Here is a 25,653-nt window from a genome sequence, read left to right as displayed (position 1 = left end):
CACAGAGGCCATACCCGAGCATTCACTCCCCACATGAGGCAGCCCAACAAACCTCGACACAAGATCTCCGATCATCGGATCGCGGACACCCAATGACGGAGTCAATCGCAACCCGTAGTTCTTCCCCAGTATATCCAACCTAAGCTGATAAATGAGCCCAGAAGAACCAGGTCGAGAAAATCCACCGCCCTCAAATTCACATAGATTCCAGCCTCGCGGAACCAATTGTCGGGCAATTATTTCCAGCGCCTCATCCATCAGCAATCTGTACACACCCAGGCATCAATCTCGACAGGCATCCTTACCACATCGCCTTTCCTTAGACCATAGGCTTCGAGGCGACTCGAACCCAAAGTTGCACCAGATCCGCCAAGCTCTGGATAGCCAGACTGCTGATTAGGGCTGACTGTCGCACCTGATCCTGTTTTTACTTCAACAGCTCTCCAATTACCACCTGGATCTCTTGCTACAAAGTCTGCCCGGAAGGTCCGACCACCACTGTCAATGAACGGCACCTCAGAAACAATCGGACTATAGCCAGAAGACTGCAAACGCCGCTCAGAGCTCATCTCAAAAGCTCTGCGCGGCAGCTCTGAGCCTGGCATGATCACTTGCTGTGAGCGATGTGCTGCCCGACGGCCTCTGGGAGATCGTCCAACCCCTGCTGCCACCCGCGCCAAAAACCGGCCGGCCCCGCGCAGACCAGAGAGCGGTACTGACCACCGTGCTGTTCGTTCAGGCCTCGGGCTGCTCCTGGGAGAAGGCCGACGGTCTGTTCGGTGTCGCCCGCGCTACCGCGCACCGCTGGTTGGAAGACCTGGACCCAGATGGGCCTGTGGCCCCACATCCACCAGGCCATCCTGGACGAGCTGGGCAGACGCGCCCTGCTGGACTGGTCCCGCGCCACCGTCGACTCCCAGTCGATCCGCGCCAAGAGAGGGAAAGAACACGGGGCCAAACCCCACCGATAGGGGCAAACCCGGCTCCAAGCTCCACCTGCTGTGCGACAACCAGGGCCTGCCGCTGGTCTGCGCGATCTCCGCGGCCAACGTCAACGACGGCCAGGCGCTCCAACCCCTGGTCCGGGGTATCCCCGCAGTGCGGTCCCGCCGTGGCCCTCGTAGGCGACGCCCGGTAGCGTCATGACATTGGTGACGCGGCCACTGTAGAGCCGCGCCTCACCGGCACGAAGGTCGGCTTTGAGGAGCTACCGAAGATGTTCCAAGGGCTGGCGCGGTATGTGCCCACGGTGAATGACGCGACAGTGCGCGGCATGGTCTACCCCCGGCGATCCCTGGTCCTGGTCGCCGGGGTGCCCGGGGCCGGGAAGAGCACCCTGCTGCGGCGGCTGTTCGGACTCCGCGGAAACGAGGAGCGGACCGTACTCACCGCGGAGGGTGTACGGGTGATCGACTCGCTACAGTCGCGGTACCAGCTGGGACCATTGCTCGGTCGGGTCCCCTACCCACTGTGGCGCTGGGTGGTGCACGTACTGCACCTGGCCCAGGTGGCCGCGGCGCTGCGCGGCGGCCCGGTGGTGGTGCACGAGTGCGGCACTCGGAGCCCGGTCCGCGTGCTGCTCGCCCTGCTCTGCCGACTCCGCCGGTACGAGATGCACGTGTTGATGATCAACGCCACTCCGCAGGAGGCCCGGAACGGGCAGAACGCCCGGGGGCGGCGGGTGACCGAGCGCAGCCACCGGGCGCATTCGCGGCGCTGGCGACGGCTGCGCGCGGCCACTCAGCACGGGCCGGCGGCATTCGCGCCGGGCGCGCGCAGTCTGCTCGCACTCGACCGGCGCCGAGCGCGGGAGCTGGCCTGGATCCGATTCGGCCCCTGCGCGAATACCCGTAGTCCCCTGCACGCCGCGATGGAGTCGCCCCCTGCCCAGCTTGAACTCGTGATGTCCGATACCTAGTGGCACCGGCTGGTTGAACTCACGCAGTTCGGGTCGTGGGCCTTCACCCGGCGGGCCAAGGAGCCCGGGCTGGTGCCTTCGATGGGATCGATCGGAGACTGCTATGACAATGCCGTCATCGAGTCGTTCTGGTCGCGGATGCAGGTCGAGTTGCTGGATCGGCGCAGGTGGCGGACCCGGTTGGAGTTGGCGAACGCGATCTTCGAGTACCTGGAGATCTTCCACAACCGGCAGCGCCGGCACTCGGCGATCGGCTGGCTCACACCCATAGAGTTCGAGAACAAGAAACCGAGCACCGTGGCCTGAGAACCCAGAAACACGGCTCCACAAAACCCAGTACATGCCAGAGCTCCGTTACACCCGGCACGAAGCAGTTCAGAACGGCGCTGACCTGCGCGGAGCGGTCTGACGTTCACCTGCCCCTGCCCGATTCGTCTTCACGCACTCCGATGGGCCAGGGTGCCTTGCACTCGGCCGGTTCAGCAGGGAAGGTTCAGAACGGCGGTCGTCTAACCGACGATGCCACATCTCAGCCTCCTCGTGCCCACCCCGCTCCTCCCTGCGGTCCACCGGATCTCTTGACGTCAAAGAACCTGCTCAGGGGAGGTTTCGGGCACATGGTGTTTGATACCGGGCAGGTCCATGACGCCTCTCCCGCTGTGGTTCCCTGCCCGTCGGACCGGACCGAGTGGGGTAAGCACTCGGCTGGCCCGACGCTTCCGGAGAACAGCTTGGGGAGGCCTGGCGTCCCAAGCGCGTATGGGCGAGCGTGTCCAGGGCCCTACTCCGGATCCCCCGGAGAAAAGGTTCGGTGGGCCGTGTCGATCCGCAGCCTGCCCCGTTCGACCTACGTGTGAGAAGCGGCCCCGCACCGGGGACCCGAAGTAGGCAGGGAGAGCACACCATGAAGTACATGCTGATCATGCGCGCCACCGACGAGGCCTTCGCGACCATGGGCGAGGTCGACTTCTCGCAGATGCTGGAGACCGTCGGCCGGTACAACGACGAGCTGATCCGAGCCGGGGTCCTGGCGGCCGCCGAGGGCCTGGACGACGCCACCGAGGGTGTGGTGGTCGACCACTCCGCCGAGCCGCCCGTGGTCACCGACGGCCCCTACGGCGAGACCAAGGAAATCTTCAACGGGTTCTATATCCTCAACGTGGCCTCCAAGAAGGAGGCCGTGGAGTGGGCCAAGCGCTCACCGATCACCGGTCCCGGGTTCAAGACCGAGATCCGCCGCGTCACCACCGTCGACGAGTTCCCCCAGGACAACGAGTGGATCCAGAGGGAACGGGCCTGACGCGAGGCCACCGGCCAGCTCTGAAACGACGAAGCCCCGCACCCCCGCCTCGTTCGGGTCGGGAAGGTGCGGGGCTTCGTCGTGTCCGGGGTCAGGTGATGGACGCGGCCGGGTCCAGGTACAGCTCCAGTCGTCTCGGAAGCCGCGGCCGACGTCGACCAACGCATCACCGGATTCCAGCGCCTGCGCCGACAGCTGCTCGGTCTGGACGCACGCGCCGATCAGCTCGCCTCCGGCCCCGGTGCGGCACCCGCCTCGTGTCCGCTGATCGACCATGTGCGCCATCAAGGCCACGAGCACGCTTGGGCTTCCACCCGGGTGGAGGAACAGTTCATCGTTCGAACCTCGTGGCGGGCGCAGTGGCCGTGTAGCCCTCCAGCATGTCCGCCACCTCTTTGGGGAGGCTGAGTGCGACGCAGTGGCTGCCCGCGATCTCATCGGGGACGATACCCAGACGGTCGGGCACCAGTCGGCGAAAGAAGTCGGGCGGGAAGAAGCGGTCCTCGGTGCAGAGCACGAACCTCGTGGGCACGTCAGGCCACGCGTCCAACGGCCACGGAGCGGCCATCGCTACCCTCGACGGATGCGCGCGTTCCTTGCTCATCGCCTCTTCGGCCAGAACCCGCGGTACATCGTGGTAGAAGCTCACGTATGGATCCGCGTTGCCGGTCAAGCCGCCATCACGTTTGGCCTGCTCCGCCACCGCGCTCCGGTAGCCGGTGTTGGCCCACCACTCGTCCGGCGACTCCCCCGGCGACGGGATCATCCCGGCCAGCAGGACCAGCACATCGACGGGCAGCCGATCGGCGACCAACGGCGCGGTGAACGCACCGAACGAGTGGCCCACGACGACCAGGTTCTGCTTCCCACCGACAACCTCGACCACGGCGTCGGCGTAGTCAGCCAGGGTCCTCGACTCGTCATCGCCCGGAAGGTCGGGAGCCACCACGTCGTGCCCACGAGCTCGTAGCTCGGCTTCTACTAGGTGCCAGTACCAACCGACGTCTCCACCGCCGTGTATCAACACGAAGGTGCTCATCGCGTACTCCACGAAGTGCTCGTCGCTGTTTCGTACTCATCGTGCAGAGGCCGGTTCATCGGGCTCTCCCCTCATCGCTGGAATCCGGAGCATACGACGGCGGCGGCCGCGATCACCACGATCACGCCGCCGACGAGGATCGGGGCCGTCACCGGTTCGGCGAGGATCAGCCACCCCAGGCACACGGCCACCAAAGGATTTACGAGTCGGTGCGTGATAACGGGTGAGGCATGGTGGTCCCACCCGCGGCACCTGTCAGATGTTCGCGGTGCGAAGAGCACTCCGGTTCGGTTTGCGCGGTGGGGTGATGGCCTTCCCGGGGTGGTCGCGTCGCAGGCCGAGGTACCCGTCGTCCAGCAGGACCTCCACGTCCGGGAAATGCTTGAAGCAGGCGTCGATGCCCTCGGTGCGGGCCGCGGTGGCGTCGTGCATCCGCCCGGGGCGCAGGGAGTCGGTCCACAACGTGCGCCCGCGATGGTCGGCGACGATGGTGGCCTTCATCGTGTTCTGCTTCTTCTTGCCCGAGACGAACGCCCGTCGGCCGCCCCGACCCGCTGGGGGCCGGCGCACCTGGACCTCGGTGGCCTCCAACCGCAGCTCCACATCCTTGGTCTGGGCGTAGGTGAACACGTCCTCCAAGGTGCGCAGGCGCACCCCCGGACGGTTAGGGGCCGCCCGCCCCCGCTCGGCCAACAGGGCACGGATCTGGCCCACGGCCCGTGTGACGGTGGACCGATCCACCCCGAGCAGCAGGCCCGAGACCGCGTGCGGCAGGTCGTGGCGCAGGTGGATCAGGGTGACCACCAGGCGGTCGACGAAGACCAAACGGTGCCGGGCGCCCGCCCCGGCGGCCCGCTTCCTCACACCGCCCCGGGCCTGGACCGGTGGTCTTCGACGACCGCTTCCCAGGGGTGGGCCAGCTCCTCCACGAGCGCGGCCAGGTGATGCTGGGAGATGCCGGTGAGCCATGGATGGGCCAGGACCGCACGATTGGCCTTGATCGCCACGGCGGGATCATGCCACAGGCGTTCATTCCTTGCCTCACCCGCTATCACGCACCAACTCGTTAACCTGCCCCGTTAACAGTCTCCGGCGCGTGCTGTGAGCACTTCCGCCTACGCTGAGGTCCGTGGACATGCTCACCGCTCTGGTCGTCCCCCTGACCGCCGTGGCCATCGCCGTTGTCAGTGCCGGTGCCGCTGTGGCCGCTGCATGCGCGGCACGGCGTTCGGCTCGCAGCGCTGCCGCCATGGCCGACAACGACGCCGCCCGACTCCATGAGGATCTCGCCCCGCAGATCGAGTTACGGGCACGTCGGCTGTACGGGGACCGCGCCGAGCTGACCTTCACCCTGACCGGCCCTGACTCCCTGGGCGGTGTGGACACCATCGAGGTGCGCCTGAACGATGACGAGGATCGACCACGCACGCCGGTGACTGTCGGCTCCTACACGCAGGAGGACCTGGACGCGCAGATCTGGGGACACTACCGGCTCGCCCTGCCCAGCCCCGACGGTGACCGCCGCACCATCACACTCACCGATGTGCGCATCGGCGCGAGGCGGACCCTTTCCCTGGAACACACTCCCGCTCCGCCTTGGGCCGACCCCGACCTGTGGCGGCAGACCTACGACGCCGCACCCGTGTTCGTCACCATCACCAGCCATCGAAAGGGCCACCGTCCCTGGTCACTTCCCCACCGTCGGGTCAACATCGTCTGAACCACTGTTGCGTAGCAGGTTTCGTGGAATCTTTGGTGTGTGCCGGGAGGCGATCCCGGCACACACCCCAGCCTCCATCACACCCGGGACGAAACACGGTTCCACCTTGTCAGGCGTCACGGACCCGGCGAACGTTCCCCGGTCAACCCACTGGAGGCCACCGACTTCACCTGTCGCTCGCCTCTGCTGGGATGCGGACGGCGAGCAATGCGGCATCGTCGTCATTGGTACCTGGCCGTGTGCGCTCCAGTAGGAGATCAGCGAAGGAATCCAGGGAGCGGTGCGCAAGGGACGCCGCGTGCTGGCGCATGCGTCTCAAGCCTGTTTCCAGTGACTGCCCTCGGGCTTCGATCAGGCCGTCCGTGTAGAACAAGAGCGTCGATCCGGGCGGCAGGACAACGCGCGCATCGGCACGCGGCCACGACACCCCCGCACCGAGAAGGACCCCGCTTCCCTCTTCGAGGTAGTGGGTTATGCCGTCATGATGAATGAGCAGGGGCGGGGGATGGCCGGCGCTCGCCCACAGCAGTTCCCACTGTCCGACCTCGTTGACCTTCAGATGGGCCAGGACGAGGGTGGCCATGAAGACATCACTGATGTGCTCGAGGGCTTGATCCAGGCGCTCGATCGTGCAATGAGGGGCTTGCTCCTGGGCCCAGGTATAGGCTCGGAGCATATTGCGAAGCTGAGCCATGCCGGCCGCTGCTTCCAAGTCGTGACCGACGACATCACCGATGACCAGAGCCGTGTCGCCGCAGGGCAGAGGGAACGCGTCGTACCAGTCACCGCCGACGTGTGAGACGTCCGGAGCAGGCAGATACCGAGCTGTCATCTCCAATCCCGACAGCTGCGGGAGTTGGGGCAACAGGTAGCGTTGCATGGTCTCGGCGACTTGGCGTTGGCGCTGGTAGTGGCGTGCGTTCTCCAGGGCGATGCCGATGCGCCGGGCGATGTCCTCGAGAAGAGCGAGGTCGCTCCGGGCAAAAGGATGATGCGAGCCCACGCGCCCCAGGGTCATAGCGCCCAGCACTTCGCGGGGCCCGCGGATGGGAGCGATGGCCGCGGTGTTGATACCTGTCACCTCGAACAGCTTGCGCTGCTCCACCGCGATACCCGTATCGGGCGGCCCAGAGTAGATTTCACGGTTGACGAGGGTGGAAGCGGCGCCTCGCAAGGCTTTGGACAGGGGCATACTCGAGGTTTCGGGCACCGGAGGCATCGGCCCCTGCAGGTCTTCACGTACTGTGATTTTCCCGTTATCAGCGTGGGCCACCAGAGAGCGAGAAACCTCGTCGCTCTCGGTGATCAAGTCGATGACCACCCAGTCCGCGAGGCGTGGAAGTATCAATTCCACCACCCGCAGCAAAGACTTTTCCACATCAACGTTGCTAATCAGATGTGCGGTGGTGTCGGCCAGCAGAGCCAGCCGTTCTGTTTCCGACAGTGTCCGGCGGGAGAAGGCGGACCGCGCAGGGTTCCCCTCGTCCTGCTCGACGGCCTGGAAGACGATCAGCTCGGTGATCTGAGAAGTGTCGGAGACACAGGGGACAGCGGACCATGCCACAGGAAGAAGCGTGCCGTCACCTCGCTGGAACCAGGCCTTTCCGGCGCGGGAGAAAGGACTTGACAGCTCCCCATGGGAAACGTCGAGTTTTTTCTTGGCGACCATATTCCCTTGGGCGTTACGGTGCAGCAGTTCCTGGGCGTCGTGCCCGAGCATGTCACTGGCGGAACGGGCCAGCAGTTGCAGAGCAGTGGCGTTGACCGCGACGAGACGCTCCTTCTCGTCGACGGCGTACACGCCCGCGCTTACGCAGTCCAGCGCCTCTTCAAGGAACCGGTGTCGATCTGACACATCGGCCGAATCGCTGCATGTATCAGGATTATCGCTCACAGCGACTCCTTATCTCATGGACCCGCCCGCACACCTACCCTGGTCGAGGACCGAGCATACCCGGCGCCTACCCAATACGCCCGCGAAGGGCCACCCTGCGCAGGCAGGGAACCAGAGACACTCATGTCTGTCTCGTGTGCGAGACAAGTCTCACGACGGCCAGTACTGGTGAGACTCTGGCGTTCACGGCTCTTCTCCGACACCGGCCTACAGCCGACCATGAACACCTCAAACAACTTACAATACGACACCCATGTGCAGTGATCTTGGCTCGCTTCGGTAGACGCGGAAGAGCGTGCGGCGTCGGTCCGCGTACCCTGGTCAACGCCCAGACTCTCGAAGCAGCCGTCGTCGCGGTGACCGGTGACCTGTTCGAACAGGACGTCTCCACCTGGCACTGGAAACACCCGGCCCCTGTACTGCTCCGGGCAGATCGCGATGAGCGGCGGCGGTGAGCCCCAGCACGCCGGGGACATGGCGGCGCAGTTGGCGCTGAGCCTAGAGAACCTGAAGGCCGTTCTCGGCGAGGCTGGCACGTCCCTCGCGAACCTCGTCCGGCTCAACGTCTGCATCACCAGTCTCCCCGAGCAGGGCTAGGAGCAGCCACTGTGTAGGTCAGAGCTGGTCGAGCTACTCCCCCAGCCTTCCTAACGATCACCGAGTGACAAGAGGCATCCCGGCAGTCCCCAGAGACTGCCCCTCTCCACAGAACACAGAGGTCACCAGGAGTCAGGCAGAACATGGCGCCGGGAAAGAGCCAGCCTGCGTCGTTCTCGATCGACTTCGATGACGACCACCGAGAGTGCCTCACCGACCCGGACCACCTCCTCCGGAGCTTTCACCGGTGCTTCCGTCAGTTCTCGCAGATGCACCAGACCCTCGACACCGTCGGCCACCTCAACGAAGACACCGAACGGCACGAGCTTCACAGACGGCACGTTCGTGAACAGCAACGACACGGATCTGCCCTACATGACGGACGCCCAGCTACAGCAGGAAACGATCAGCGGCACCGTCGACCCCGAAGCAACGGAAGAGATGACGGCCAACTCCACGGCTGCCTGCATCGCGGCAGTTCTCGGCGTAAGTGGCGGCGTCGCTGCTCTCATCGCGACCGCTTGCGTAGGTTCGTGCGGGGTTCCCGGGGTAGGTACGGCAGTATGTGTCGCATGCATCGCCGCCTACGCCACTGTCGGTGGAGCGTCGACCACCGCTGTCGCCAGCTGCTTCAGCTGAGGTCATTCACATGAAAAAGACGTGGATATTCGTGACGAGCCTGCTCGGGATGGCCGTATCGGCTGCCGTGTTGATTTTGCTTGTCCCGTCGTTCTTCCGCTCGGGTGAGCAGGGAAACGTCTGGGTTGTCGGGGGCCTCGCGTGCCTCACCTTGACCCTCGCTGTGGGGACGCTGTACTGGCGTCCATCGACGTCGAGCTCGCACGGCAGATAGCCAGAGCCGGCCCTACGAAGGCCGTGACAGATGCCAGGAGAGCCCACCAGGTGTCTCTCACTGCCTTCACTTGCACGAAGTGGCCATGAGCCGGGAGGGGCGTCTGTCTGAGGTCAGTCGCGCGGGGAAGAACCAGCGACGACGAACTGTTCGCCGGTCAACAGCCGCCTCGCCCCGGCGATTACGGCGCACACACTGTCCAACTGCAAGGACGTGCGGTGCGCCTCCTCCGACTCCCACAGTTCAGCGACGAATGCCGTGTCAGGGTGTTCGCCGCCCACGCCTTCGAAGACCTCCTCACCGATCTTCTCCGTGTCCTAGATGAGTAATTCCAAGGGGTGCGTGGTCTGAGCATGAGGCGAGGGAGCCCATGGTCATGTTGTGACGCAAGACCTGAACTCCCTCGCCCGTGCACTCTACGACACCACCGAACGACTCCTGAAGCACCGCCCCGACCTGGCCCCCTGGCGCCCCACCATCGGCTTCCAGCCCCGCCTGAGCGACGCCGACCTGATCACCCTGGCCCTGATGCAGGCCCTGCTCGGCCACACCAGCGAGGCCCGGTGACTGCGCTACGCCCGCACCCACCTGTCCCAGGAGTTCCCCTACCTGCCCCAACAAAGCGGCTACAACAAACGCCTGCGCAAAGCCGCCGACCTCATCCAAACCCTCATCCGCCACCTGGCCACCGACACCAGCACCTGGACCGACGATGTGTGGGTGTCCGACTCCACCCCCGTCGAATGCGCGCTCCCGGGAAACCGTCAAGCGCTCGGACCTGGCCGGAGGGGCCGCCTACGGGTACTGCGCCTCCCACCCACGGTTCTTCTGGGAGCTGCGCCCGCACCTGGTATGCACCCTGGGCGGCCTCCCGGTCGCCTTCGCCCTGACCAGCGCCAAGGCCGACGAGCGCACTACCCTGCTGGAAATGTTCGAGGCCGACCCCGGCCTGGTCACCGAACGCCCGGGGCAGACACTCACCGCGGACAAGAACTACTACGGGCGCGACTTCGAACGCGTTCTGGCCGAAGCGGGCCTACGACTGCTGCGCCCGGCCCGCAAGGGCGAGCCCCCGCGGGCCGGAGCACACCTGCTGCGGCCGTTGCGGCAGGTGATCGAGTCCATCAACCAGGCCTTCAAGGGTCAGCTGGTCCTGGAGCGGCACGGCGGGCGCACCCCGGGCGGGGTGATCGCCCGGGTGCTCCAGCGGATCCTGGCGCTGACCGCCGCCTGGCACAACGACCGCACCGGCCAGCCGGTCCTACGCTCTTTGACGGCCTACGATCACTGACCCCTTGGAATTACTCATCTAGGTGTGATGACGCCGTGTGGCTCCTGGTGTGCTCCCCGGTCCGACTACCCGACCGGCACCGCAGCCGGGCCGCACAGGAGTGCGGCGGTGGCCTCGGCCGCTGCCTTGGCCACGTCGGGGAACACAGCCTGGTAGGTGTCCTGGGCGAAGTGCGTGGCCGCGTGCCCGAGTTCGCCGGAGACCACCTTCACGTCCGCTCCCGCGGCCAGAAGCGAGGGAGGCGACGCCGTGGCGCAGCCCGTGCAGGTGGATCGGCGGCAACCCCGCCGCCCTGGAGGTCCGGTTGAACCACCGCGTCACCTGCCCCCGTATTCGGCCACACCTTCCCCGCCTTGAGGCGGGCCTCGGCCTGGAACTTCTTCCAGGAGCGCAGCACCCGCACGGTGTCGGCGTCCAGGGTGACGGTGCGCTGCCCGGCCGCGCTCTTGGGCGTCGCCGTGGCCATCTTCCAGCCAAGGGCACCACCTGGGTGCGGATGCCCATCTGCTGGTCGGTCAGGCGATGTTCGTCCAGGGAAGCCCGACCGCTTCGCCCCGATGGATGCCTTTTAGGACAGCCCTCGCCTCCTGGCCTGGCGAGGGCTGTTCACTTCCCGCGAGGGTTAGGTCGTGTTTTTTGAATCATTTCGGGCTCGCGTCCACCGGGCTGCCTCTCGCGCAGGATTCCATATCTGAATCCCAACAGCCCGAGACCTGGACGAACAGCACGGTGGTCAGTATTGCTCGTTGGTCCACGCGAGGGCGGCCGGTCTTGGGTGGTGGGGCAGTAGCGGTTGGATGATCCCCCAGAGCCCCTCAGGCAACACATTACTCACAGCACGTGACCATGCCAGGGTCAGAGCTGTCTCACAGGGCTTTTGAGATGAGCTCTGAGAGTGTTCGTGCGTCCACGGAGCTCACGGGCCCGGACGATGCCGAATAGTCACCGCGCGGTCTGAGGCACACCAGCAAACGAGAGTGCTTCCCAGGCAAGGGCGGGAATCAATCCCGGCACGTATCAGGGCAACTATCGACTGGAAGAAGAAGGGCTGGCCGGATACGGCCAACCCCCTCCCTCGTCCGCGCCACAGCGCGGGTTCTGCGATCGTAGGCTCGCACCCCTTCACCCCTGCCCATTGAGGAGACCAGCGTGGAACTTCGCCTGACCGACGCCGTCCGCACGTTGCGCGAGGAGCTGACCGAGGCGGTCGAGGAGGCCGAATCCCAAAGCCCCGACATCACCTTCAAGGTCGGACCCATCCAGATGGACTTCGAGGTCCAGTTCCGCTTCGACGGCAAGGCCAAGGGCAAACTCTCCGCGTGGATCGCCTCCGGCGAGGTCGAGACCGGGGCGAGCCGGGCCCGCACCCACCGGGTGTCCTTCACCCTCACCCCCCACCACAAGAGCGCTCCCAACGGCGACGTGTCCATCACCAACACCCGGCAGAACACCGACACCACGCCACCTCCCTCCTACACCCGCTGAGGCATCCGCCCACCCCTTGGCAAACCCCCCTCGTGCCAGTGACCGGAGAGCATGTTGGACACCGCGCAACGCATCACCCGCATCACCACCCCCCACGGCAGCGGATCGGGGTACGTGATCGCCCCACGCCTGGTGCTGACCAGCGCCCACACCGTGCCCGCACTCGGTGGCCAGGTGCAGGTGCACACGGCCATCGACCCTCGCCCGCACACCGGTGAGGTCCTCTGGCACGGCACTCCTCATGGGCATGATGACGCCGCACTGGTCCACATCACCGATCCTGACTGGGTCGAGCGTGCGGTGACGACCCGCTGGGGGCGGCTGGTCACCACCGCCCCCGACACCCCGTGTGAGGTGTGGGGTTTTCCCGACCTGGTACAACGGCCGGGTCGGGCCGCGGAGACCGCGCAGTTGGTGGGCACGGTGGCCCCGGGCAACCACTTCGTCAACCACCGGCACGTGATGGACCTGAGCGCCCACCCGCCCCGCTGGTACCCCCACGAGATCCGACAACAGGAGCAGGCCGGGGAGCGGCGTTCGCTGTGGGCGGGCCTGTCCGGGGCCGGGATGCGCTGTGGCGACGGCCAACTGCTGGCGGGTGTGGTGGCCGCCGACCTCGAACACCGCGACCACGCCGCCCTCGAGGTCGTGCCGGCCTATGTCCTTCACCACGACCCCGCCTTCCGAGCGGTGCTGGCCGAGCACGGTGTGCCCCTGGTCTTGGAACCGGTCGAGTTCGCCCACCTGTCCCACACCCCGCGCACACACCACCGTCCCTCCCCGGCAGCGTTGTTGGAGGCCCAGCGCCAGGTGGTGGACTTCCACGGCCGCGACGAGACCATGAGAACCCTGCTGGACTGGTGCGACAGCGACGAACCGCTGGCAGCGGCGGTGGTGCACGGGCCCGGCGGGCAGGGCAAGACCCGTCTGGGCCACGAACTCACCGCACGCCTGGCCCGTCCCGACGCCGAGGGGCGGCGGTGGGCCACCGTGTGGCTCACCGGCAGTGCCACCCCCGACGAACTCGACCCGGTCAAGGGCGCCACGGCCCCGTTGCTGGTGGTGGTGGACTACGCCGAGACCCGCACCGCACAACTGATCCGCCTGCTCCAGCTGTGCGACCGGCCCCAGGGCAGTTCCCCCGTCCGGCTGCTGTTGTTGGTGCGCACCGTGGGCGAGTGGTGGGAGCAGGTCAACACCGCTACCAGCTACCTCCTGGCCGACATCACCCACAAACTCTCCCTGCCGCCGCTGGCGCCCCGCAACATGGAGCGCGCCCAGGAGTACCGCACCGCCCTGCACCACCTGGCCCGCGCCTTGTCCTCGGCCCGCACACCACACCCCGCCGACTGGGACCAGGTCGCGGCCGACCTGGCGGATCCGGACCTGTCGGGCCCCGAGTGGGACACCGTGCTGAGTGTGCACATGCGCGCCCTGGCCGACCTGATGGACGCCACCCAATCCGCCACGACCATCACCGCCGACAGCGCGGTGGAGGGCCGGGTGCTGACCCACGAGTACCGGTACTGGGAGCAGACCGCCACCGCCTACGGCCTAGGCGACGCCGAACTCGCACAACCGCTGCGGGACGTGCTGGCCCTGGTCTTCACCCTCACCCCCACCAGCATCGAAGAAGCAGACGATCTCCTGGGGAACGCTGCGGTGTTGGAGGGTCAGACCACCGCCCGCAAACACCAGATCCGCCTGTGGATCAGCGGTCTGTACCCCACAGGCGAAGACGGGGTATGGGGGCGCCTGCAGCCCGACCGACTGTTGGAGTACTTCCTCGGCCAACGCCTCCAGACCGACCCCGGCCTATTCGATCCCCATTTAGAACACATCACCCCTGCGGACGCTGAGCGGTGGGTAACCCTGTACGCCCGCGCGGCCGCACATCCCGCCCTTCCTTTCGTGGGAGGGCACCTGACCAGGCTGTGCACACGCCACGTGGACCTGCTGGGTTCGGCGGTCATCGAGGCGGCCACCCAGGTGGAAAGCCCCGGCCCCCTCATCCAAGCATTGGAAGATGCGACGGCCGATCCTGGTACCTCTCCCGATGCCCTCGCACAGCTCAACGATGTCCTCCCCCAGTTCAGCCAGCGGCTGGCGGAGTGGGCAGAGCGCCTGACCGCGCGCCTGGTCGAGGCGCGTCGCGAACAAGCCGAACAGGACCCCGATGCCTACCTGCCCGGCCTCGCCATGGCCCTGAACAACCAAGCCGTCCGCCTGGGCGCGCTGGGGTGGACCGAAGAAGCACTCGACACGATCACCGAAGCCGTCCAGCACTACCAGACCCTGGCCCAACAACACCCCGACGCCCACCTACCCGGCCTCGCCATGGCCCTGAACAACCAAGCCCTCAACCTCTCCGATATGGGGCGGACCGAGCAAGCCCTCGACACGATCACCGAAGCCGTCCAGCACTACCAGACCCTGGCCCAACAACACCCCGACGCCTACCTGCCCGACCTGGCCATGGCCCTGAACAACCAATCCACCCGCCTGGCCCACCTGGGACAACCTGAGCAAGCACTCGAAGCCATCACCGAAGCCGTCAACATCCGCCGCACCCTCGCTCAACAGCGCCCTGACGCCTACCTGCCCGACCTAGCCGCGTCCGTGAACAACCAAGCCGTTCGCCTGAGCGAGCTGGGACGACCTGAGCAAGCACTCGAAGCCATCACCGAAGCCGTCAACATCCGCCGCACCCTGACCCGACAACACCCCGACGCCCACCTGCCCGACCTCGCCGCATCCCTGAACAACCAAGCGCTCCGCCTAGCAGACCTGGGGCGGGCCGAAGAAGCCCTGGAGGCGATCACCGAAGCCGTCAACATCCATCGCACCCTGACCCGAGAACACCCCGACGCCCACCTGCCCGACCTCGCCGCCTCCCTGAACAACCAAGCCCGCCGCCTGGCCCACCTGGGACAACCTGAGCAAGCGCTCCAAGCGGTCACCGAAGCCGTCAACATCCGCCGCACCCTCGCTCAACAGCGCCCTGGTGCCCACCTGCCCGACCTCGCCGCCTCCCTGAACAACCAAGCCCGCCGCCTGAGCGAGTTGGGACAGACCGAACAGGCACTCGCCAGCATCACCGAAGATGTCCGTATCAGGACAGCTCTTGCAGAGAAACGTCCTGCTCTATACCAAGGTGCCTTGGAGCATTCACTCCGGATGCTTGAAACCTTCAGGACCCCTAACGCTGGTCAGGAATAGCGCGGACTCGGTCACCGCCCAGGGCAGGACACTACCGCCCGTGGCCGGCGAGGACTTCGCGAGATGCCATCGGACGCCGCCAGCCGCCGGTTCGTGCTCCGTTTATGTTCCGCGGTTCCGTACCGACACGACACCAGGCGACATCGCACAGCCCCAGACGATACGACGGATCGGACGGGGTGACATGAAACGGCATGAAATGACACCCAGAAGTACAAAGACACCGCTTCTCATCCGATGGCCGTAGGTTCGAATCCTGCCGGGTGTGCCACGAAAACCCAGGTCATACGGGGTTCGCGAGTCGAACAGACGAGGCGCCGGGCCGACGGCGGCTTCCACCGCAGGCGGGGCCCAGGGACCGTCCACCGCCGCCGGTGCGCGGCTCGTGGTGGGTAACCCCGCCGGTGGATGGTTGAGCGCACCTTCGCCTGGCTGGGCAAGTACCAGCGCACTGCCAAGGACTACGAGTACGAAGAAGCGGTCTCGGAGAACGTCATCTACCTCGCGATGGTCATGATCCTGCCGCACCACCTGGCACAGGCACCCGCCTGTCCCTTTTCAGACACCCCCTACCCCAGCTCACACCACAAAGTACGGCTGCCGTACGAGAGGTGTGACCGAACATGGACCTGCCTCCCGTCGGCGGAATTCCTGCCGGGAAACCTGCATCGAGTCTGATCAAGGGCGCCGATCCGTCATGGCTCAATGCGGGTTCCGTTGATCGACTCTACTGTTCCTCCGCCGCCCGTGTGCTGTATTCCCAAGCACTCCTCGAAAACCCACGGCTCCGGGGTGCGAAATAACTACACCGCACATGCCGGACACATCGAGAACACACCGGCACCTTCCCGTTGTGCGCCGTTCGGAGTTCGCCCGATAAAACACGCGAGCATTCGGCATTGCGAGTGACAACCCGTATCGACGCGGGAGGCACGCGCACGGCCACATGTGGCCAGGGCAATCCGACACGAGGCGTGGCCGGATGGACACTAAGCTACGTTCTGGTTCCGTCCCCGTAGAATTCCGTCCTTCGGGGCACGGCACGAGCCGACCGTGGCGGAGCTCCTCCCTGGCCGCTCTCCGGCCCGCCCTTCCTCCCCACCGAAAAGGTCTCCATGCAACCCCAGCCTCCACAGCCCAGCCCGACCGCCTACCTGGAGCAGTTCCCCGCCCCTGGGCCGGTGCGGGGCCTGGCCGTGGTGCTCTGGACCTCCGTCGCCATCTCGTTGGCCGTGCTCGTCGTCAACATGGCCGCCGCGTCCGTGTTCGGTGTCGAACCCGGGTACGCGTTCGGTTACTCGCTGCCCCATACCCTCATCGGCGTGCTCTTGGCCGTGACCGCCGTCCCGGTCACCCGTGGCCGTTCCTGGGCGCGAACCATGGCCAAGGTCGTCCTCATCATCCAGATCGTCCTGCAGTCGATGATGTTGATCAGCGGAACCAGTCCCTTCTGGGCGCTGTTCCTGCTCCCGCTGGCCATCGCCGGGGTGATTCTGCTGCGCCGACCCATGTCCCAGCGGTTCTTCGCGGTCCGCGACCAGGAGTACACGCAGCAGTACGCGGCCTACTACCCGCACCAGCAGGTGAGCCAAGGGCACTACCCGCCCCAGCAGTACCCGCAGCAGGCCTACGGGCAGCAGCCGCCGCAGAACGGCTCCTGGGACCAGTATCCCCACCAGCGGTAGTCCGTGGTGTGTCGGTGGGCGCACCGACCACGGCAGAGGCTCCGGACGCCCGCGCGGGGTGGCCGGGGCCGCTGTTTTTCGGGCGAGGCAGTTCACCGCGGCAGAGACCCGAGTGCGGAGCCCGGTAGGGCAGAGGCCTCACGTTGGTCCCCTATCCTGCCATGCTCGACGTCACCCGGCACGTCATCGATTTCCTGGCTCGATCACTCGCTGCACACCGCCGTGCGACCCGAACCCCCAAGGGCTCTCGAGCTCTGGGACCGTTCCCTCAAGCGCTCTTCGCCCTGCGCTGGTTCCGCGAAGCAGGATCCGTCCACCGCCTGGCCCGAGACACGCACATCTCCCAGGCCACCGGCTACCGCTACCCGCACGAGGCCATCGACGTCCTGGCCGACCAGGCCCCCGACCTGCACCAGGTCCTGCGGCGGTGCCGCGCACAAGGCATGAACCACGTGATCTTGGACGGCGCCCTCATCGACTGCGACCGCGTCGCCGGCACCAACGGCAAAGGCAACGATGAGCGGTACTCGGGCAAGGCCAAGCACTTCACGGGCAACCTCCAGTTCCTCGCCGCCCCCGACGGCACCCCGCTGTTCCAGCTGATCCTGGTTGAGGGCTTCGCCGCCTACCGCGAGGTTCTGGACCGGGTACTGGCCCCGGGGCCATGGCGCTGATCAGCACCCACCGCACCGCGAGCGTGACGTGCTACGGAGCGCCAGTGCCCCCGTGGTCCCGGTCGTCAAGGCTCGTTCCCGCCTCGCCGTCGAATGGCCCGTACTCGGCGTCGTAGGCCTTCCTCAGTCTCTGTGCGTTGCGCTTGTGCTTGCGCGCCCACGGCCAGGCGACAGCGAACACCACGATGATGAACAGTGCCAGGAACAGCTGGAAGGTTTGCCCTGTGCCGTTCGAGAACTGGATTCCCGTGAACACCAGGTAGGGCACCCCAGCCACCAGACCGGCCAGTGCGAAGAATCTGTTGGAGTTGGCGCGTTCGGCCTGAGGCGCCAGGTACCGGGCGAGCCTGTCCACCTGGGGGTCGCGGCTGAGTTCGCCCCGACGCAGGCGACGCTGTGCGGCGCGCAGGGCGTTCGGATCGGCGTCGTGGGGGACCTTCGCTTCCTTGGTGGTCCACCGCATCATCAGCATGCCGATGCCTGCGCCCAAGGCCGCGCAGACGGCCATGCCCGCCAGAGCACCAAGCATCCACGGCCAGATCCGTGTCAACGGTGCGTCACCGAACACGGCGATCGGCACGACGCAGAGGGCGAGCATGGCCGCACCGTACACAGTCACGATCAGTACGACCCTCAGCATGTACTTCCAAGGGTGGTTTTGGCCGTAGCGCTGAAGCAGCATGAACTGCCGGATAGGATTGAATCGGCCCATGCTAGGGGTATACGTTTTTTCCGTCATATCCACCCCCTTGCCTTGGCAGCACCGGGCAAACGACCGCAACGGTTTGCCGTGTGGCCCCGCATCCTTCGCGACCGCCTCTCCCTGAACCTGGTTGACCTTTCCCACCAGTGCAAACGCGATTCCCGGGCCATGAAACGGACTCTTTGGCAGTGGCGGCTTTTGTCCGTGTCCACAAGCAGGACTCGTTCAAGTTCCGGTGTCATGGAGATAGTCAGGTTCGAGGCGGTTTGACCGTATAAGCAAGCAAGTACGGGCTCAGTGCGGCCGCCGCCGATGAGCTCATCCTCTGGGAAGACACCACACGGGATCTGGCATGTACTGAGTTTGGTGGGACCGTGTTTCTGGATTCTCAGGCCACGGTGCTCGGTTGCCTCTTCTCGAAATCTACGGGTGTCGGCCAGCCGATCGCCGAGTGCCGGCGCTGGCGAGCTCCTCTCTTCGGCGTGATAACGCGTCAGCGGAGTGGAGAACGGCCGGTCACCGCGGCAATCCTCCTCGGACACCAGGCAGGCAGGTGTTACTCATCCAAGACGGCCGTGCCGACCGGTTGTCTGAGGATGGTACGCAGCTTCTCCGGTACGACCTTGCGGAAGTCACTGAGGTAGATCTCGTGGTGCTTGCCGACCATACGCAGCCCGTTGTCCGGGATGAACTCGTGATGCATCCGCGTGAGCACGTCCGCCTCGTCGTCGAACGAGCCGACGTGCAACGTCTGCACGCAACGGTCCTCGGACAGCGACTCCAGGCGGATATCGCCAAGGCGCGCGGGCCTGTTCTTCGCCGCGGCCCGCTCGACGGCGGTGGCGAACATGTCCCGGTCGATCCAGTCCGGGACCATGATCATCAGCGTCCAGTCCCACCGCGACTTGTCGCGCGCCGCCGTGAAGGCGTCCATGTCCTCGGCCCACCACAGGCCCTCCAGGGGCATGACGACGTAGTCGCGCCCGAGGTCTTGCTTGCTGGCGAACTTCAGCTTGTAGGCCACCGGGTAGAGCACTTCGACCGCTTCGGCGAAGGCCGGTGAGGTGTTCGGGTCCCCGTGGCCGTCGATCATGAGGTACCGCAGCTCCGGTACCTGCGCGATCCGGAACTGGTCTCGTTTTGCCTGGTAGGCGTCGAGGGTCTTCTTGAAGTCAGTCTTCTTCGTCATCGGGCACCTGGACTCGGATGGCGAGCCACGACCTTTCTGCCTCCAACAGGCTCAGTGAGTACGAGAACACCTCGCGCGCCGCCAGCGCGAAGGGGGCTTGCGCCCGCTCGGCTGCCCGGACCGCGGCGATGCGCTCCTCCACCTGGGCCAGCCTGGCGTGTAGCGCCCCGGCGTACTCCTGCTCGGAGAGCAGTGGCAGGTTGGCGATGCCCACCAGCAGCGGGTGCGGTACCGGCCGCAGTTCCTGGATGAGGGCGAGCGCGCCGTGTCGCGCGGCCTGCCTTCCGGCATGGGTGGTGTGGAACACACGGCGGGACTTCGCCGCGGCAGGGGCCTCCGGGACGTGGACCAGGCCCCGCTTCTCCAGCTTGGTGAGCAGGTAGTAGATCGAGGAGAACCCGATGTCCGTCCACTGGCGGATGCCGCGATGCTCTACGACCTGTTCCAGGTCGTAGCCATGCTGGGGGCGTTCGATGATCAGGCCCAAGACGGTCAGTTCAGCAGGTGTCAACTCCACGGAGGTATTCTAGCCCTAGAATATAAGGGACCCGCTCGCGGGAAGCTCGCGTTTCACGCGCAGGACGCGTGGAAGCAAGGCGACCTGTCGGTCAGACGAACCAGAGGGGCGTGCCGCAGGCGGCAAGATCCCCGGGAGGTGCCGTCGGACACCGTCCAGGGCCGGGGTGTGCTCCGTGTGTGCTCCCTGGTGCAAGGTCCACTACAGGTGGACGAGGACCTCACGGAGCACTTTGCCTGCGGGCCGCCGCCCGGCGTGTCCACGCGCAGCCCGAGCCAGGTGGCCCACAGCCGCTCTGATGGTTCGTCCTGGGCGGGCTTGCTCAACGGGCGGAGCGGAGAGCAGCTGGCGGGATGGGACGCCCTCCTGCGTGCCGGGGCGTTACTGGCGATCCCCCTGTTCCACGCCTTCGACGCGTTGAACATCCTGCTGTACGTGCTGCTCCTGGGCGTCTCCTCCATCCTGAGCGCCTGGGGCAAGGCCGACCGCTACACGATGCTTTCCGAGCTGCTCGACAAGGAACACCACCTGGCCGGGAACTCCGTCGTCAACGTGATGCTGGAGCTGTCCACGGCCATCGGTCCGCTCCTGGCCGCCCTGGTCATCGAGCGGGGAGGGCCCGAGCACGTCCTGGCCACGGCCTTCGGCACCGGCGCCGTCCTGGGCGCGCTCCTCACCGGTTACCCACGTAACCTGCCGGTGCCGCCCACGACGATCGTCCCCGTGCTGGGTTTCGGACTTGCGCTGGTGCCAGTCGGCCTGGGTCTTCCCGTGTTCGTCGCCTGGGTCTCCTCCGGCGTGTGCGGGTTCTTCCGGGGGCCGCCCCCTCCCCTCCGCCACCACAGCGCTCCTCCAGGCGACGGCCCCGGCCCCCGGCCTACTGCGGGGACAGCGGGCTGGCGAGGAGCAGTCCGGCTCCCGTGGCCGTGCCCGCGCCGATGCCGTTCAGGCACAGTTCCTGGAGCGCCTCGCTGTCCTGCACCACGGCCTCCCCGGTGAAGTGGTACCGAGCGGGCCTGCCGCCCAGATGCTTCCACCTCACCGTGGTGATGCTCATCGCACCCGCGAACTTGCCGTCCAACCAGTCCTCGAACTCCTCCTCCGGAAGCGGGACCCGCTTGCCGCGCGGGCGCGGCCTCTCCTCGGTGGGCTCCGTCCCGCGCTGCGCGGTGGGCGCCGTGATGAGCTCCCAGCGGACGGCTTCGCCCTCGGGGTAGCGCGGCATCGGGTGGATCGCGGCGGAGACCGCACCGGGGACCTTGCCCCAGGCGGGGGCCGTGTCGGAGCTGATCACCAGTGTGCTGGGGGATGTGCGCGCCCACAGCACACGGGCGCCGGACTCGGGGGCGGGGTCGACCGCTCTGCGTACGGCCCGCCCCATGACCGCCCACTGGTCCATGCCGGTGCTGCGTTTGGGGTCGAGGTTGATGCGGGCCAGGTACAAGGAGCTCTCCTCCGGAGGTGTTCCCGCCTGAGCGGGGCTTGTGTTCGGCCACGGGTCGTCGGAGGCTTCCTCCGCCCGGGGTGGAGTTCTCACTGTATGAAGCCCCGGCCCCTGCTCAGCCCGCCCCGGCCCGGAGCGGAGGCACGCACCGCCGTGGCCCGGAGGGGTTCCTCGGCCTACGGACCGTCCCCGGCCCTGCCCCCGGTGGCATCCGCCTCAGACGTACACGGGATGATCGCACGGTCGGTACAGGCGAAAGGAGCCCCCTGCCATGACCGGACGCTTTCTCCACGTGGGACCGGTGATCATCGACATCGTGATGGCGGTCGACGCCCTCCCCCGAACCGGCGAAGGTGTATTCGCCTCCTCCGCGCGCACCCTGGCCGGAGGCGGTTTCAACGTCATCGCCGCCGCGGCCCGCGCGGGAATGGAGGTGGTCTACGCGGGATCGCACGGAAGCGGCCCGAACGGGGACCTGGCTCGTGCCGCGCTGTGCTCCGAGGGGGTACCGGTGGCGCACGCACCCGACCCCGACGCGGACACCGGCTTCTGCGTGGCCCTGGTCGACGGCGGCGCCGAACGGACCTTCGTCACCCACCTGGGCGCGGAGATGGACCTGTCCCTGGCTGAGCTGCGCACGCTACGGCCCGGGCCGGGAGACTTCGTCTACACCGTGGGGTACTCACTGCTGCCCGGGCCGCGCGCCGACGAACTCCTCACCTGGATCGGCGACCTCCGGGAAGGGGTGCGCCTGGTCCTCGACCCCGCACCGGTCGTGGGCGACATTCCCGAGCGGGCTCTGGACCGGGTCCTGGCCCGTGTCGACCTGCTCAGCCTCAGCGCCGCCGAGGCCGCGACCCTGACCGGGTCCCCCGGCCCCGAGGAGGCCGCTTCGCTCCTCGTCCCTCGGGTCCGCCCCGGTGGTGTGGTGGTCGTGCGCGACTCCGCGAACGGCTGCGTGGTGGCCGAGACCGGGGGCGTGCCCCAACGGGTCCCCGGTTTTCCCGTGCGCGCCGTGGACACCAACGGAGCGGGCGACGCGCACGTGGGAGTGTTCACCGCCGCCGTGGCCAACGGCCTGGCCCCGCTGGAGGCCGCCCGCCGGGCCAACGCGGCCTCCGCCCTGTCCGTCACCCGCCGTGGCCCGGCCACCTGCCCCACCGCGGAGGAGACGGACGCCCTCCTGGAGGGGGACGGGGGCGACCCGGCCGCGTCCTGGCGCTTCCCGTCGTGAAGGAGGGCCGCCGCCACGTTCCACGACCGGGCCCGAGGGGACGGGAGAGGCGGCAGGGATCGCCGGTTACCGCTCTTCCCCCTCCCCACCCGGCGGGTCGGCCTTCGGCTGCCACTTGCGCAGCCGCCCGCACATGCCGAAGTGCCGTGGACCGGGCAGCGGTTCGGTACGCACCACGGCGGCGTCGTTCATGATGCCGGGGTCGCCCTGGGCCAGCGACGCGAACTGCCGCCGGGTCAGCTCCAGCTCCTGTTCCACACCCCCGCGCCAGATCTCCCGCCAGGCCCCGACCCGGGGACGGACCACCTCCGCCGCGAGCCGGTGGAACTCACGTAGCGCCGCTTCGCCGTTCTCCCCCACCGCCTCGGCGAGTTCCAGGTACCCCTCCAGGGCGAGGTCGCGGCGGACTCTGGCCCGGTAGGCGCGCTCCTCCCCGGAGGCGTCCTGGGGCAGGCGGGCGGCGGCGTCGTAGGCCGCCCGGTCGGCCAGCACGTGACGCGGGAAGGTGAAGACCGCGTCACCCGCCTCCGGGAGCCCCGAGTTCTGCATGACCACGGTGATCTCCAGCCCGCCGTGGTTGACCAGGCGGTGCACCGTACCCGGGCTGAACCACAGGACGGTACCGGCCGCCAGCGCGTCGGCCGCCGCGCCCTCGAGGGTGATGGTGTGCACCTCTCCCCTGCCGGAGACCACGACGTAGGCCTCCGAGGAGGCGGTGTGCATGTGCGGTGTGCCGCCGTGCAGACCGTCCGGGGCCTCCCAGTCGTAGACCTGGAGGTTGCTGACGGCGGCTCCGCCGGGAAAGCGGGGTGTGCTCATGGCGTGTACTCCCTGGCGAGTGCCTCGATCTCCTCGGTGGCGCACATCCGGTCGACGAGCACCAGCCGGTGCCGCAGTTCGAGGACGTCGTCCGGCTTGAGGGTGACCGTCTCGTCGAAGGAGGGCGAGGGGCTGAACACGGGGAAGGGCTCCGAGCGCACGAACCACTTGATCGGTACCGAGCCGCTGGTCGTTCCGGCGAAGCCGAGGATGGTCGCCCCGCCGTCGATCTCGTCGTGTCGCCCGGTGAAGGCGATCCAGTCCGCCCGGGTCCCCATGATCTCGCCGCCGCTCCGCCCGGTCGAGCTGAGCACGTCGCCTCCGGTCCACGACCGCGGTCCACGCCAGAACAGCCCGGTGTAGCCCGCGGCTTCGCGGCCCGCGGTGGTGGGGCTGCCCAGTTCGAGGGCGCTGCCCCACACGTTGGTCAGCGAGGTCGCGAAGTCGAGCGCCCACAGTCCGCGACCGGGGTCGACGGAGTGGAACCGGTGCGTGCGGACCTCGGAGATCCACTGCTCGCCGTCCGAGCTCCACCAGCTGAGGCGCTCGGTGACGGAGGCCTCGTCGTCGCGTTCGTCGATGCCCTCGAAGTGCTCGTGGCGGATGGAGCCGACGTTGTCGAGCCACTCGTAGCCGCTGCCGTGCACATAGGTCGGGCCTCCCCAGAAGTTCTGCCCGCCCACATGGGACCAGGTCATCTGGAGGCCCTTGTGCCAGCGGTGGTCCCACGGCCGCGTGGCGGTCAGCGGGGCACCGCTGAGCGTGCGCAGCGGATGCAGGAAGGGTTTGGGGGCCTCGACGGCCGGAGCATCGGGCCGCAGTACGTAGCGCGCGATCTCAGTGCGTCCCACCGTGACGGTGAGCGCGTCGTCGTTCCTGGACAGGGTGGGCTTCTCAGACACTGGTTCTCAGCTCCGTTCGGGTGAAGGCGGACGCGGCGGCTCGTGCGTCGCCCCCGTACATGGAGTGGTAGAAACCGCTGTCGGGGGTCAGGTCCCCTCGCCGTACGGTCCCGCCGAGCACGGCGGACTGGTACATCCCCACGATGAGTTCGAGCGCGCGCCGCCCGTCATGACCGCTGACTCGGGGCCGCTCACCGCGTTCCATCGCGTCGATCAGCGACCCGAGCTGGGTCTTGTGCGAACTCGGCACGTTCTCTTCCGGCTGCCAGGGGGCGACCGCTTCCTCCCCGGCCACGTGCGGCGCAGGCGTCCAGCGCCAGTGCGCGTTGTCGTAGCCGTAGAGATGCTCCAGCTCAACCGTGGCGTCCTCGAAGTCGAAGCGCAGGTAGCTGGTCTGCCTGGGTGAGAGCAGGCTGTTGACCACGGAGACGTTCGCGCCCGACTCGCAGCGCACGATCGCCATCGACACGTCCTCCGTCTGGATGGACCGCGCGGTCGTGGACATCACGGACGTGACCTCGGTCCAGTCACCGAGCAGCGAGAGCATGAGGTCCATCTGGTGGATGCCGTGCCCCATGCTCGGGCCTCCGCCCTCGGTGTCCCACCGACCGCGCCAGGGGACCTCGAAGTACTCCGAGTCCCGGTACCAGAGGGTGTTGCACACCCCGACGAGCGGGCGGCCGAGTGTGCCCTCCGCGAGGTGGCGGCGCAGGCGCTCAGCGCCCGAACCGAAACGGTGCTGGAACACGTAGCTGGCGAAGGGGCCCCGCTCGCGCCCCTCGTGGTCGGCGACCTCGTCGTACTCGGCGAGGGAGAGGGTAGGCGGCTTCTCGCACCACACCCAGGCGCCGGCGTCCAGACTCGCGATCACCGTGTCCTTGTGCGCGATGGTTGGGGTGCAGACGATCACGAGGTCGGGTGACTCGGCGGCGAGCATGGCGTCGACGTCGGTGTACCGGCCCCGGATATCCCATTCGGACGCGGTCGCCTCCACGAGTGCCTCGTCGATGTCGACCAGTGCGGTGACATCGACCCGGGCACCCATGTCGGCGAGCGCGGGAAGGTGGCTACCCCTGGCGATTCCGCCGCTGCCGACGACGGCCACACGGATCGGGGGACTGGGACCGGACACGGGCACCCCTGATGTCTCGAAAAAAGTGAACGTTCACT

The 25,653-nt window shown here is 67.1% G+C and carries 24 protein-coding genes and 4 pseudogenes; 14 read left to right on the top strand and 14 right to left on the bottom strand.

Translation table 11 applies throughout. The features are described 5' to 3' along the window. Window positions 1-616 precede the first annotated feature (616 nt). The 5 genes and pseudogenes from AC0T5L_RS22365 to AC0T5L_RS22345 form a co-directional block, all read left to right on the top strand. Window positions 617-763 (top strand): annotated as a pseudogene (locus tag AC0T5L_RS22365) (transposase); the annotation flags it as partial. Beyond that, the gene (locus AC0T5L_RS22360) at window positions 748-1,146 is read left to right on the top strand and encodes a transposase (RefSeq protein WP_476167452.1); all 399 of its coding nucleotides are present in this window, start codon (window positions 748-750) and stop codon (window positions 1,144-1,146) included. The pseudogene AC0T5L_RS22365 and the gene AC0T5L_RS22360, both read left to right, overlap by 16 nt. A gap of 70 nt (window positions 1,147-1,216) precedes the next feature. After that, complete coding sequence (locus tag AC0T5L_RS22355) at window positions 1,217-1,918, top strand: AAA family ATPase (RefSeq protein ID WP_476167427.1); 702 nt, start codon at window positions 1,217-1,219, stop codon at window positions 1,916-1,918. Between the two features lie 81 nt (window positions 1,919-1,999). Continuing rightward, window positions 2,000-2,224 carry an integrase core domain-containing protein gene (locus AC0T5L_RS22350; RefSeq protein ID WP_476167451.1) on the top strand — a complete coding sequence of 75 codons (225 nt, stop codon included), beginning with the start codon at window positions 2,000-2,002 and terminating at the stop codon, window positions 2,222-2,224. 598 nt (window positions 2,225-2,822) lie between these two features. Further along, on the top strand, window positions 2,823-3,218 hold the full coding sequence (locus AC0T5L_RS22345) for a YciI family protein (RefSeq protein WP_476167426.1): 396 nt from the start codon (window positions 2,823-2,825) through the stop codon (window positions 3,216-3,218). Between the two features lie 331 nt (window positions 3,219-3,549). Here the strand turns inward: AC0T5L_RS22345 and AC0T5L_RS22340 are convergent, their stop codons facing one another. From AC0T5L_RS22340 to AC0T5L_RS22330, 3 genes are all read right to left on the bottom strand, one after another. Further along, a complete protein-coding gene (locus AC0T5L_RS22340; RefSeq protein WP_476167425.1) occupies window positions 3,550-4,257 on the bottom strand; it encodes an alpha/beta fold hydrolase in 708 nt (235 codons plus the stop codon). Window positions 4,258-4,512: 255 nt separating this feature from the next. Continuing rightward, the gene (locus AC0T5L_RS22335) at window positions 4,513-5,121 is read right to left on the bottom strand and encodes a transposase (RefSeq protein WP_476167424.1); all 609 of its coding nucleotides are present in this window, start codon (window positions 5,119-5,121) and stop codon (window positions 4,513-4,515) included. After that, window positions 5,118-5,264, bottom strand: coding sequence for a hypothetical protein (locus AC0T5L_RS22330; RefSeq protein WP_476167423.1), 147 nt, complete (start codon window positions 5,262-5,264; stop codon window positions 5,118-5,120). The genes AC0T5L_RS22335 and AC0T5L_RS22330 overlap by 4 nt, the downstream gene beginning before the upstream one ends. Window positions 5,265-5,386: 122 nt before the next feature. Here AC0T5L_RS22330 and AC0T5L_RS22325 point away from each other — a divergent pair, with 122 nt between their 5' ends. Next, on the top strand, window positions 5,387-5,977 hold the full coding sequence (locus tag AC0T5L_RS22325) for a hypothetical protein (RefSeq protein WP_476167422.1): 591 nt from the start codon (window positions 5,387-5,389) through the stop codon (window positions 5,975-5,977). 166 nt (window positions 5,978-6,143) lie between these two features. Here AC0T5L_RS22325 and AC0T5L_RS22320 read toward each other — a convergent pair whose 3' ends face one another. Continuing rightward, window positions 6,144-7,871 (bottom strand): SpoIIE family protein phosphatase, encoded by a 1,728-nt coding sequence (locus AC0T5L_RS22320; protein ID WP_476167421.1) that lies wholly within the window; start codon window positions 7,869-7,871, stop codon window positions 6,144-6,146. A 363-nt stretch (window positions 7,872-8,234) separates the two neighbouring features. Between AC0T5L_RS22320 and AC0T5L_RS22315 the strand changes: the two are divergent. Beyond that, window positions 8,235-8,453 (top strand): annotated as a pseudogene (locus AC0T5L_RS22315) (RidA family protein); the annotation flags it as partial. 137 nt (window positions 8,454-8,590) lie between these two features. On the opposite strand, the gene AC0T5L_RS22310 reads toward AC0T5L_RS22315, so the two are convergent. Together AC0T5L_RS22310 and AC0T5L_RS22305 are read right to left on the bottom strand one after the other, a co-directional pair. Continuing rightward, the gene (locus tag AC0T5L_RS22310) at window positions 8,591-8,830 is read right to left on the bottom strand and encodes a S1 RNA-binding domain-containing protein (RefSeq protein WP_476167420.1); all 240 of its coding nucleotides are present in this window, start codon (window positions 8,828-8,830) and stop codon (window positions 8,591-8,593) included. A gap of 604 nt (window positions 8,831-9,434) precedes the next feature. Further along, a complete protein-coding gene (locus AC0T5L_RS22305; protein WP_476167419.1) occupies window positions 9,435-9,602 on the bottom strand; it encodes a hypothetical protein in 168 nt (55 codons plus the stop codon). A gap of 100 nt (window positions 9,603-9,702) precedes the next feature. Here AC0T5L_RS22305 and AC0T5L_RS22300 point away from each other — a divergent pair. Then, window positions 9,703-10,612: pseudogene (locus tag AC0T5L_RS22300) on the top strand (IS982 family transposase). 65 nt (window positions 10,613-10,677) lie between these two features. Here AC0T5L_RS22300 and AC0T5L_RS22295 read toward each other — a convergent pair. Continuing rightward, window positions 10,678-11,184 (bottom strand): annotated as a pseudogene (locus AC0T5L_RS22295) (site-specific integrase); the annotation flags it as partial. 577 nt (window positions 11,185-11,761) lie between these two features. On the opposite strand from AC0T5L_RS22295, the gene AC0T5L_RS22290 reads away from it, so the two are divergent. The 5 genes from AC0T5L_RS22290 (at window position 11,762) to AC0T5L_RS22270 (ending at window position 17,675) form a co-directional block, all read left to right on the top strand. Next, window positions 11,762-12,097, top strand: coding sequence for a trypco2 family protein (locus AC0T5L_RS22290; RefSeq protein ID WP_476167418.1), 336 nt, complete (start codon window positions 11,762-11,764; stop codon window positions 12,095-12,097). A 51-nt stretch (window positions 12,098-12,148) separates the two neighbouring features. Further along, window positions 12,149-15,316, top strand: coding sequence for a tetratricopeptide repeat protein (locus AC0T5L_RS22285; protein ID WP_476167417.1), 3,168 nt, complete (start codon window positions 12,149-12,151; stop codon window positions 15,314-15,316). A 408-nt stretch (window positions 15,317-15,724) separates the two neighbouring features. Continuing rightward, on the top strand, window positions 15,725-15,994 hold the full coding sequence (locus tag AC0T5L_RS22280) for a hypothetical protein (RefSeq protein WP_476167416.1): 270 nt from the start codon (window positions 15,725-15,727) through the stop codon (window positions 15,992-15,994). A 437-nt stretch (window positions 15,995-16,431) separates the two neighbouring features. Next, entirely contained in the window at window positions 16,432-17,001 is a 570-nt protein-coding gene (locus AC0T5L_RS22275) for a hypothetical protein (RefSeq protein WP_476167415.1), read from the top strand. A gap of 161 nt (window positions 17,002-17,162) precedes the next feature. Beyond that, window positions 17,163-17,675 carry a hypothetical protein gene (locus AC0T5L_RS22270; protein WP_476167414.1) on the top strand — a complete coding sequence of 171 codons (513 nt, stop codon included), beginning with the start codon at window positions 17,163-17,165 and terminating at the stop codon, window positions 17,673-17,675. Window positions 17,676-17,706: 31 nt separating this feature from the next. On the opposite strand, the gene AC0T5L_RS22265 is transcribed toward AC0T5L_RS22270, so the two are convergent. The 4 genes from AC0T5L_RS22265 to AC0T5L_RS22250 form a co-directional block, all read right to left on the bottom strand. Then, the gene (locus AC0T5L_RS22265) at window positions 17,707-18,315 is read right to left on the bottom strand and encodes a hypothetical protein (protein WP_476167413.1); all 609 of its coding nucleotides are present in this window, start codon (window positions 18,313-18,315) and stop codon (window positions 17,707-17,709) included. 619 nt (window positions 18,316-18,934) lie between these two features. Beyond that, window positions 18,935-19,567 (bottom strand): GyrI-like domain-containing protein, encoded by a 633-nt coding sequence (locus AC0T5L_RS22260; RefSeq protein ID WP_476167412.1) that lies wholly within the window; start codon window positions 19,565-19,567, stop codon window positions 18,935-18,937. Next, entirely contained in the window at window positions 19,551-20,084 is a 534-nt protein-coding gene (locus AC0T5L_RS22255; protein ID WP_476167411.1) for a PadR family transcriptional regulator, read from the bottom strand. The genes AC0T5L_RS22260 and AC0T5L_RS22255 overlap by 17 nt, the downstream gene beginning before the upstream one ends. 877 nt (window positions 20,085-20,961) lie before the next feature. Next, on the bottom strand, window positions 20,962-21,528 hold the full coding sequence (locus AC0T5L_RS22250; protein ID WP_476167410.1) for a type I-E CRISPR-associated protein Cas6/Cse3/CasE: 567 nt from the start codon (window positions 21,526-21,528) through the stop codon (window positions 20,962-20,964). 271 nt (window positions 21,529-21,799) lie between these two features. Here AC0T5L_RS22250 and AC0T5L_RS22245 point away from each other — a divergent pair, with 271 nt between their 5' ends. Further along, the gene (locus tag AC0T5L_RS22245) at window positions 21,800-22,762 is read left to right on the top strand and encodes a PfkB family carbohydrate kinase (RefSeq protein ID WP_476167409.1); all 963 of its coding nucleotides are present in this window, start codon (window positions 21,800-21,802) and stop codon (window positions 22,760-22,762) included. 66 nt (window positions 22,763-22,828) lie between these two features. Here the strand turns inward: AC0T5L_RS22245 and AC0T5L_RS22240 are convergent, their stop codons facing one another. Genes AC0T5L_RS22240 through AC0T5L_RS22230 form a run of 3 tightly spaced genes read right to left on the bottom strand, consistent with a single transcriptional unit; the run spans window position 22,829 to window position 25,615 of the window. Next, window positions 22,829-23,581, bottom strand: coding sequence for a cupin domain-containing protein (locus AC0T5L_RS22240; protein ID WP_476167408.1), 753 nt, complete (start codon window positions 23,579-23,581; stop codon window positions 22,829-22,831). Continuing rightward, complete coding sequence (locus tag AC0T5L_RS22235; protein WP_476167407.1) at window positions 23,578-24,483, bottom strand: DUF6807 domain-containing protein; 906 nt, start codon at window positions 24,481-24,483, stop codon at window positions 23,578-23,580. The genes AC0T5L_RS22240 and AC0T5L_RS22235 overlap by 4 nt, the downstream gene beginning before the upstream one ends. Beyond that, window positions 24,476-25,615, bottom strand: a complete 1,140-nt coding sequence (locus AC0T5L_RS22230; protein WP_476167406.1) for a Gfo/Idh/MocA family protein — start codon at window positions 25,613-25,615, stop codon at window positions 24,476-24,478. The genes AC0T5L_RS22235 and AC0T5L_RS22230 overlap by 8 nt, the downstream gene beginning before the upstream one ends. Window positions 25,616-25,653 lie beyond the last annotated feature (38 nt).

The organism is Nocardiopsis sp. TRM 82005 (genome assembly GCF_056312425.1).
This window is presented reverse-complemented; position numbering and strand designations above follow the sequence as displayed.

Excerpts from the sequence above, each read along its gene's own strand:
- AC0T5L_RS22275 (WP_476167415.1), top strand. The coding sequence starts at position 16,432 with ATGCAACCCCAGCCTCCACAGCCCAGCCCGACCGCCTACCTGGAGCAG.
- AC0T5L_RS22260 (WP_476167412.1), bottom strand. The coding sequence starts at position 19,567 with ATGACGAAGAAGACTGACTTCAAGAAGACCCTCGACGCCTACCAGGCA.
- AC0T5L_RS22345 (WP_476167426.1), top strand. The coding sequence starts at position 2,823 with ATGAAGTACATGCTGATCATGCGCGCCACCGACGAGGCCTTCGCGACC.
- AC0T5L_RS22285 (WP_476167417.1), top strand. The coding sequence starts at position 12,149 with ATGTTGGACACCGCGCAACGCATCACCCGCATCACCACCCCCCACGGC.
- AC0T5L_RS22280 (WP_476167416.1), top strand. The coding sequence starts at position 15,725 with ATGGTTGAGCGCACCTTCGCCTGGCTGGGCAAGTACCAGCGCACTGCC.
- AC0T5L_RS22350 (WP_476167451.1), top strand. The coding sequence starts at position 2,000 with ATGGGATCGATCGGAGACTGCTATGACAATGCCGTCATCGAGTCGTTC.
- AC0T5L_RS22270 (WP_476167414.1), top strand. The coding sequence starts at position 17,163 with ATGCTCGACGTCACCCGGCACGTCATCGATTTCCTGGCTCGATCACTC.
- AC0T5L_RS22340 (WP_476167425.1), bottom strand. The coding sequence starts at position 4,257 with ATGAGCACCTTCGTGTTGATACACGGCGGTGGAGACGTCGGTTGGTAC.
- AC0T5L_RS22355 (WP_476167427.1), top strand. The coding sequence starts at position 1,217 with ATGTTCCAAGGGCTGGCGCGGTATGTGCCCACGGTGAATGACGCGACA.
- AC0T5L_RS22265 (WP_476167413.1), bottom strand. The coding sequence starts at position 18,315 with ATGCTGAGGGTCGTACTGATCGTGACTGTGTACGGTGCGGCCATGCTC.
- AC0T5L_RS22245 (WP_476167409.1), top strand. The coding sequence starts at position 21,800 with ATGACCGGACGCTTTCTCCACGTGGGACCGGTGATCATCGACATCGTG.
- AC0T5L_RS22240 (WP_476167408.1), bottom strand. The coding sequence starts at position 23,581 with ATGAGCACACCCCGCTTTCCCGGCGGAGCCGCCGTCAGCAACCTCCAG.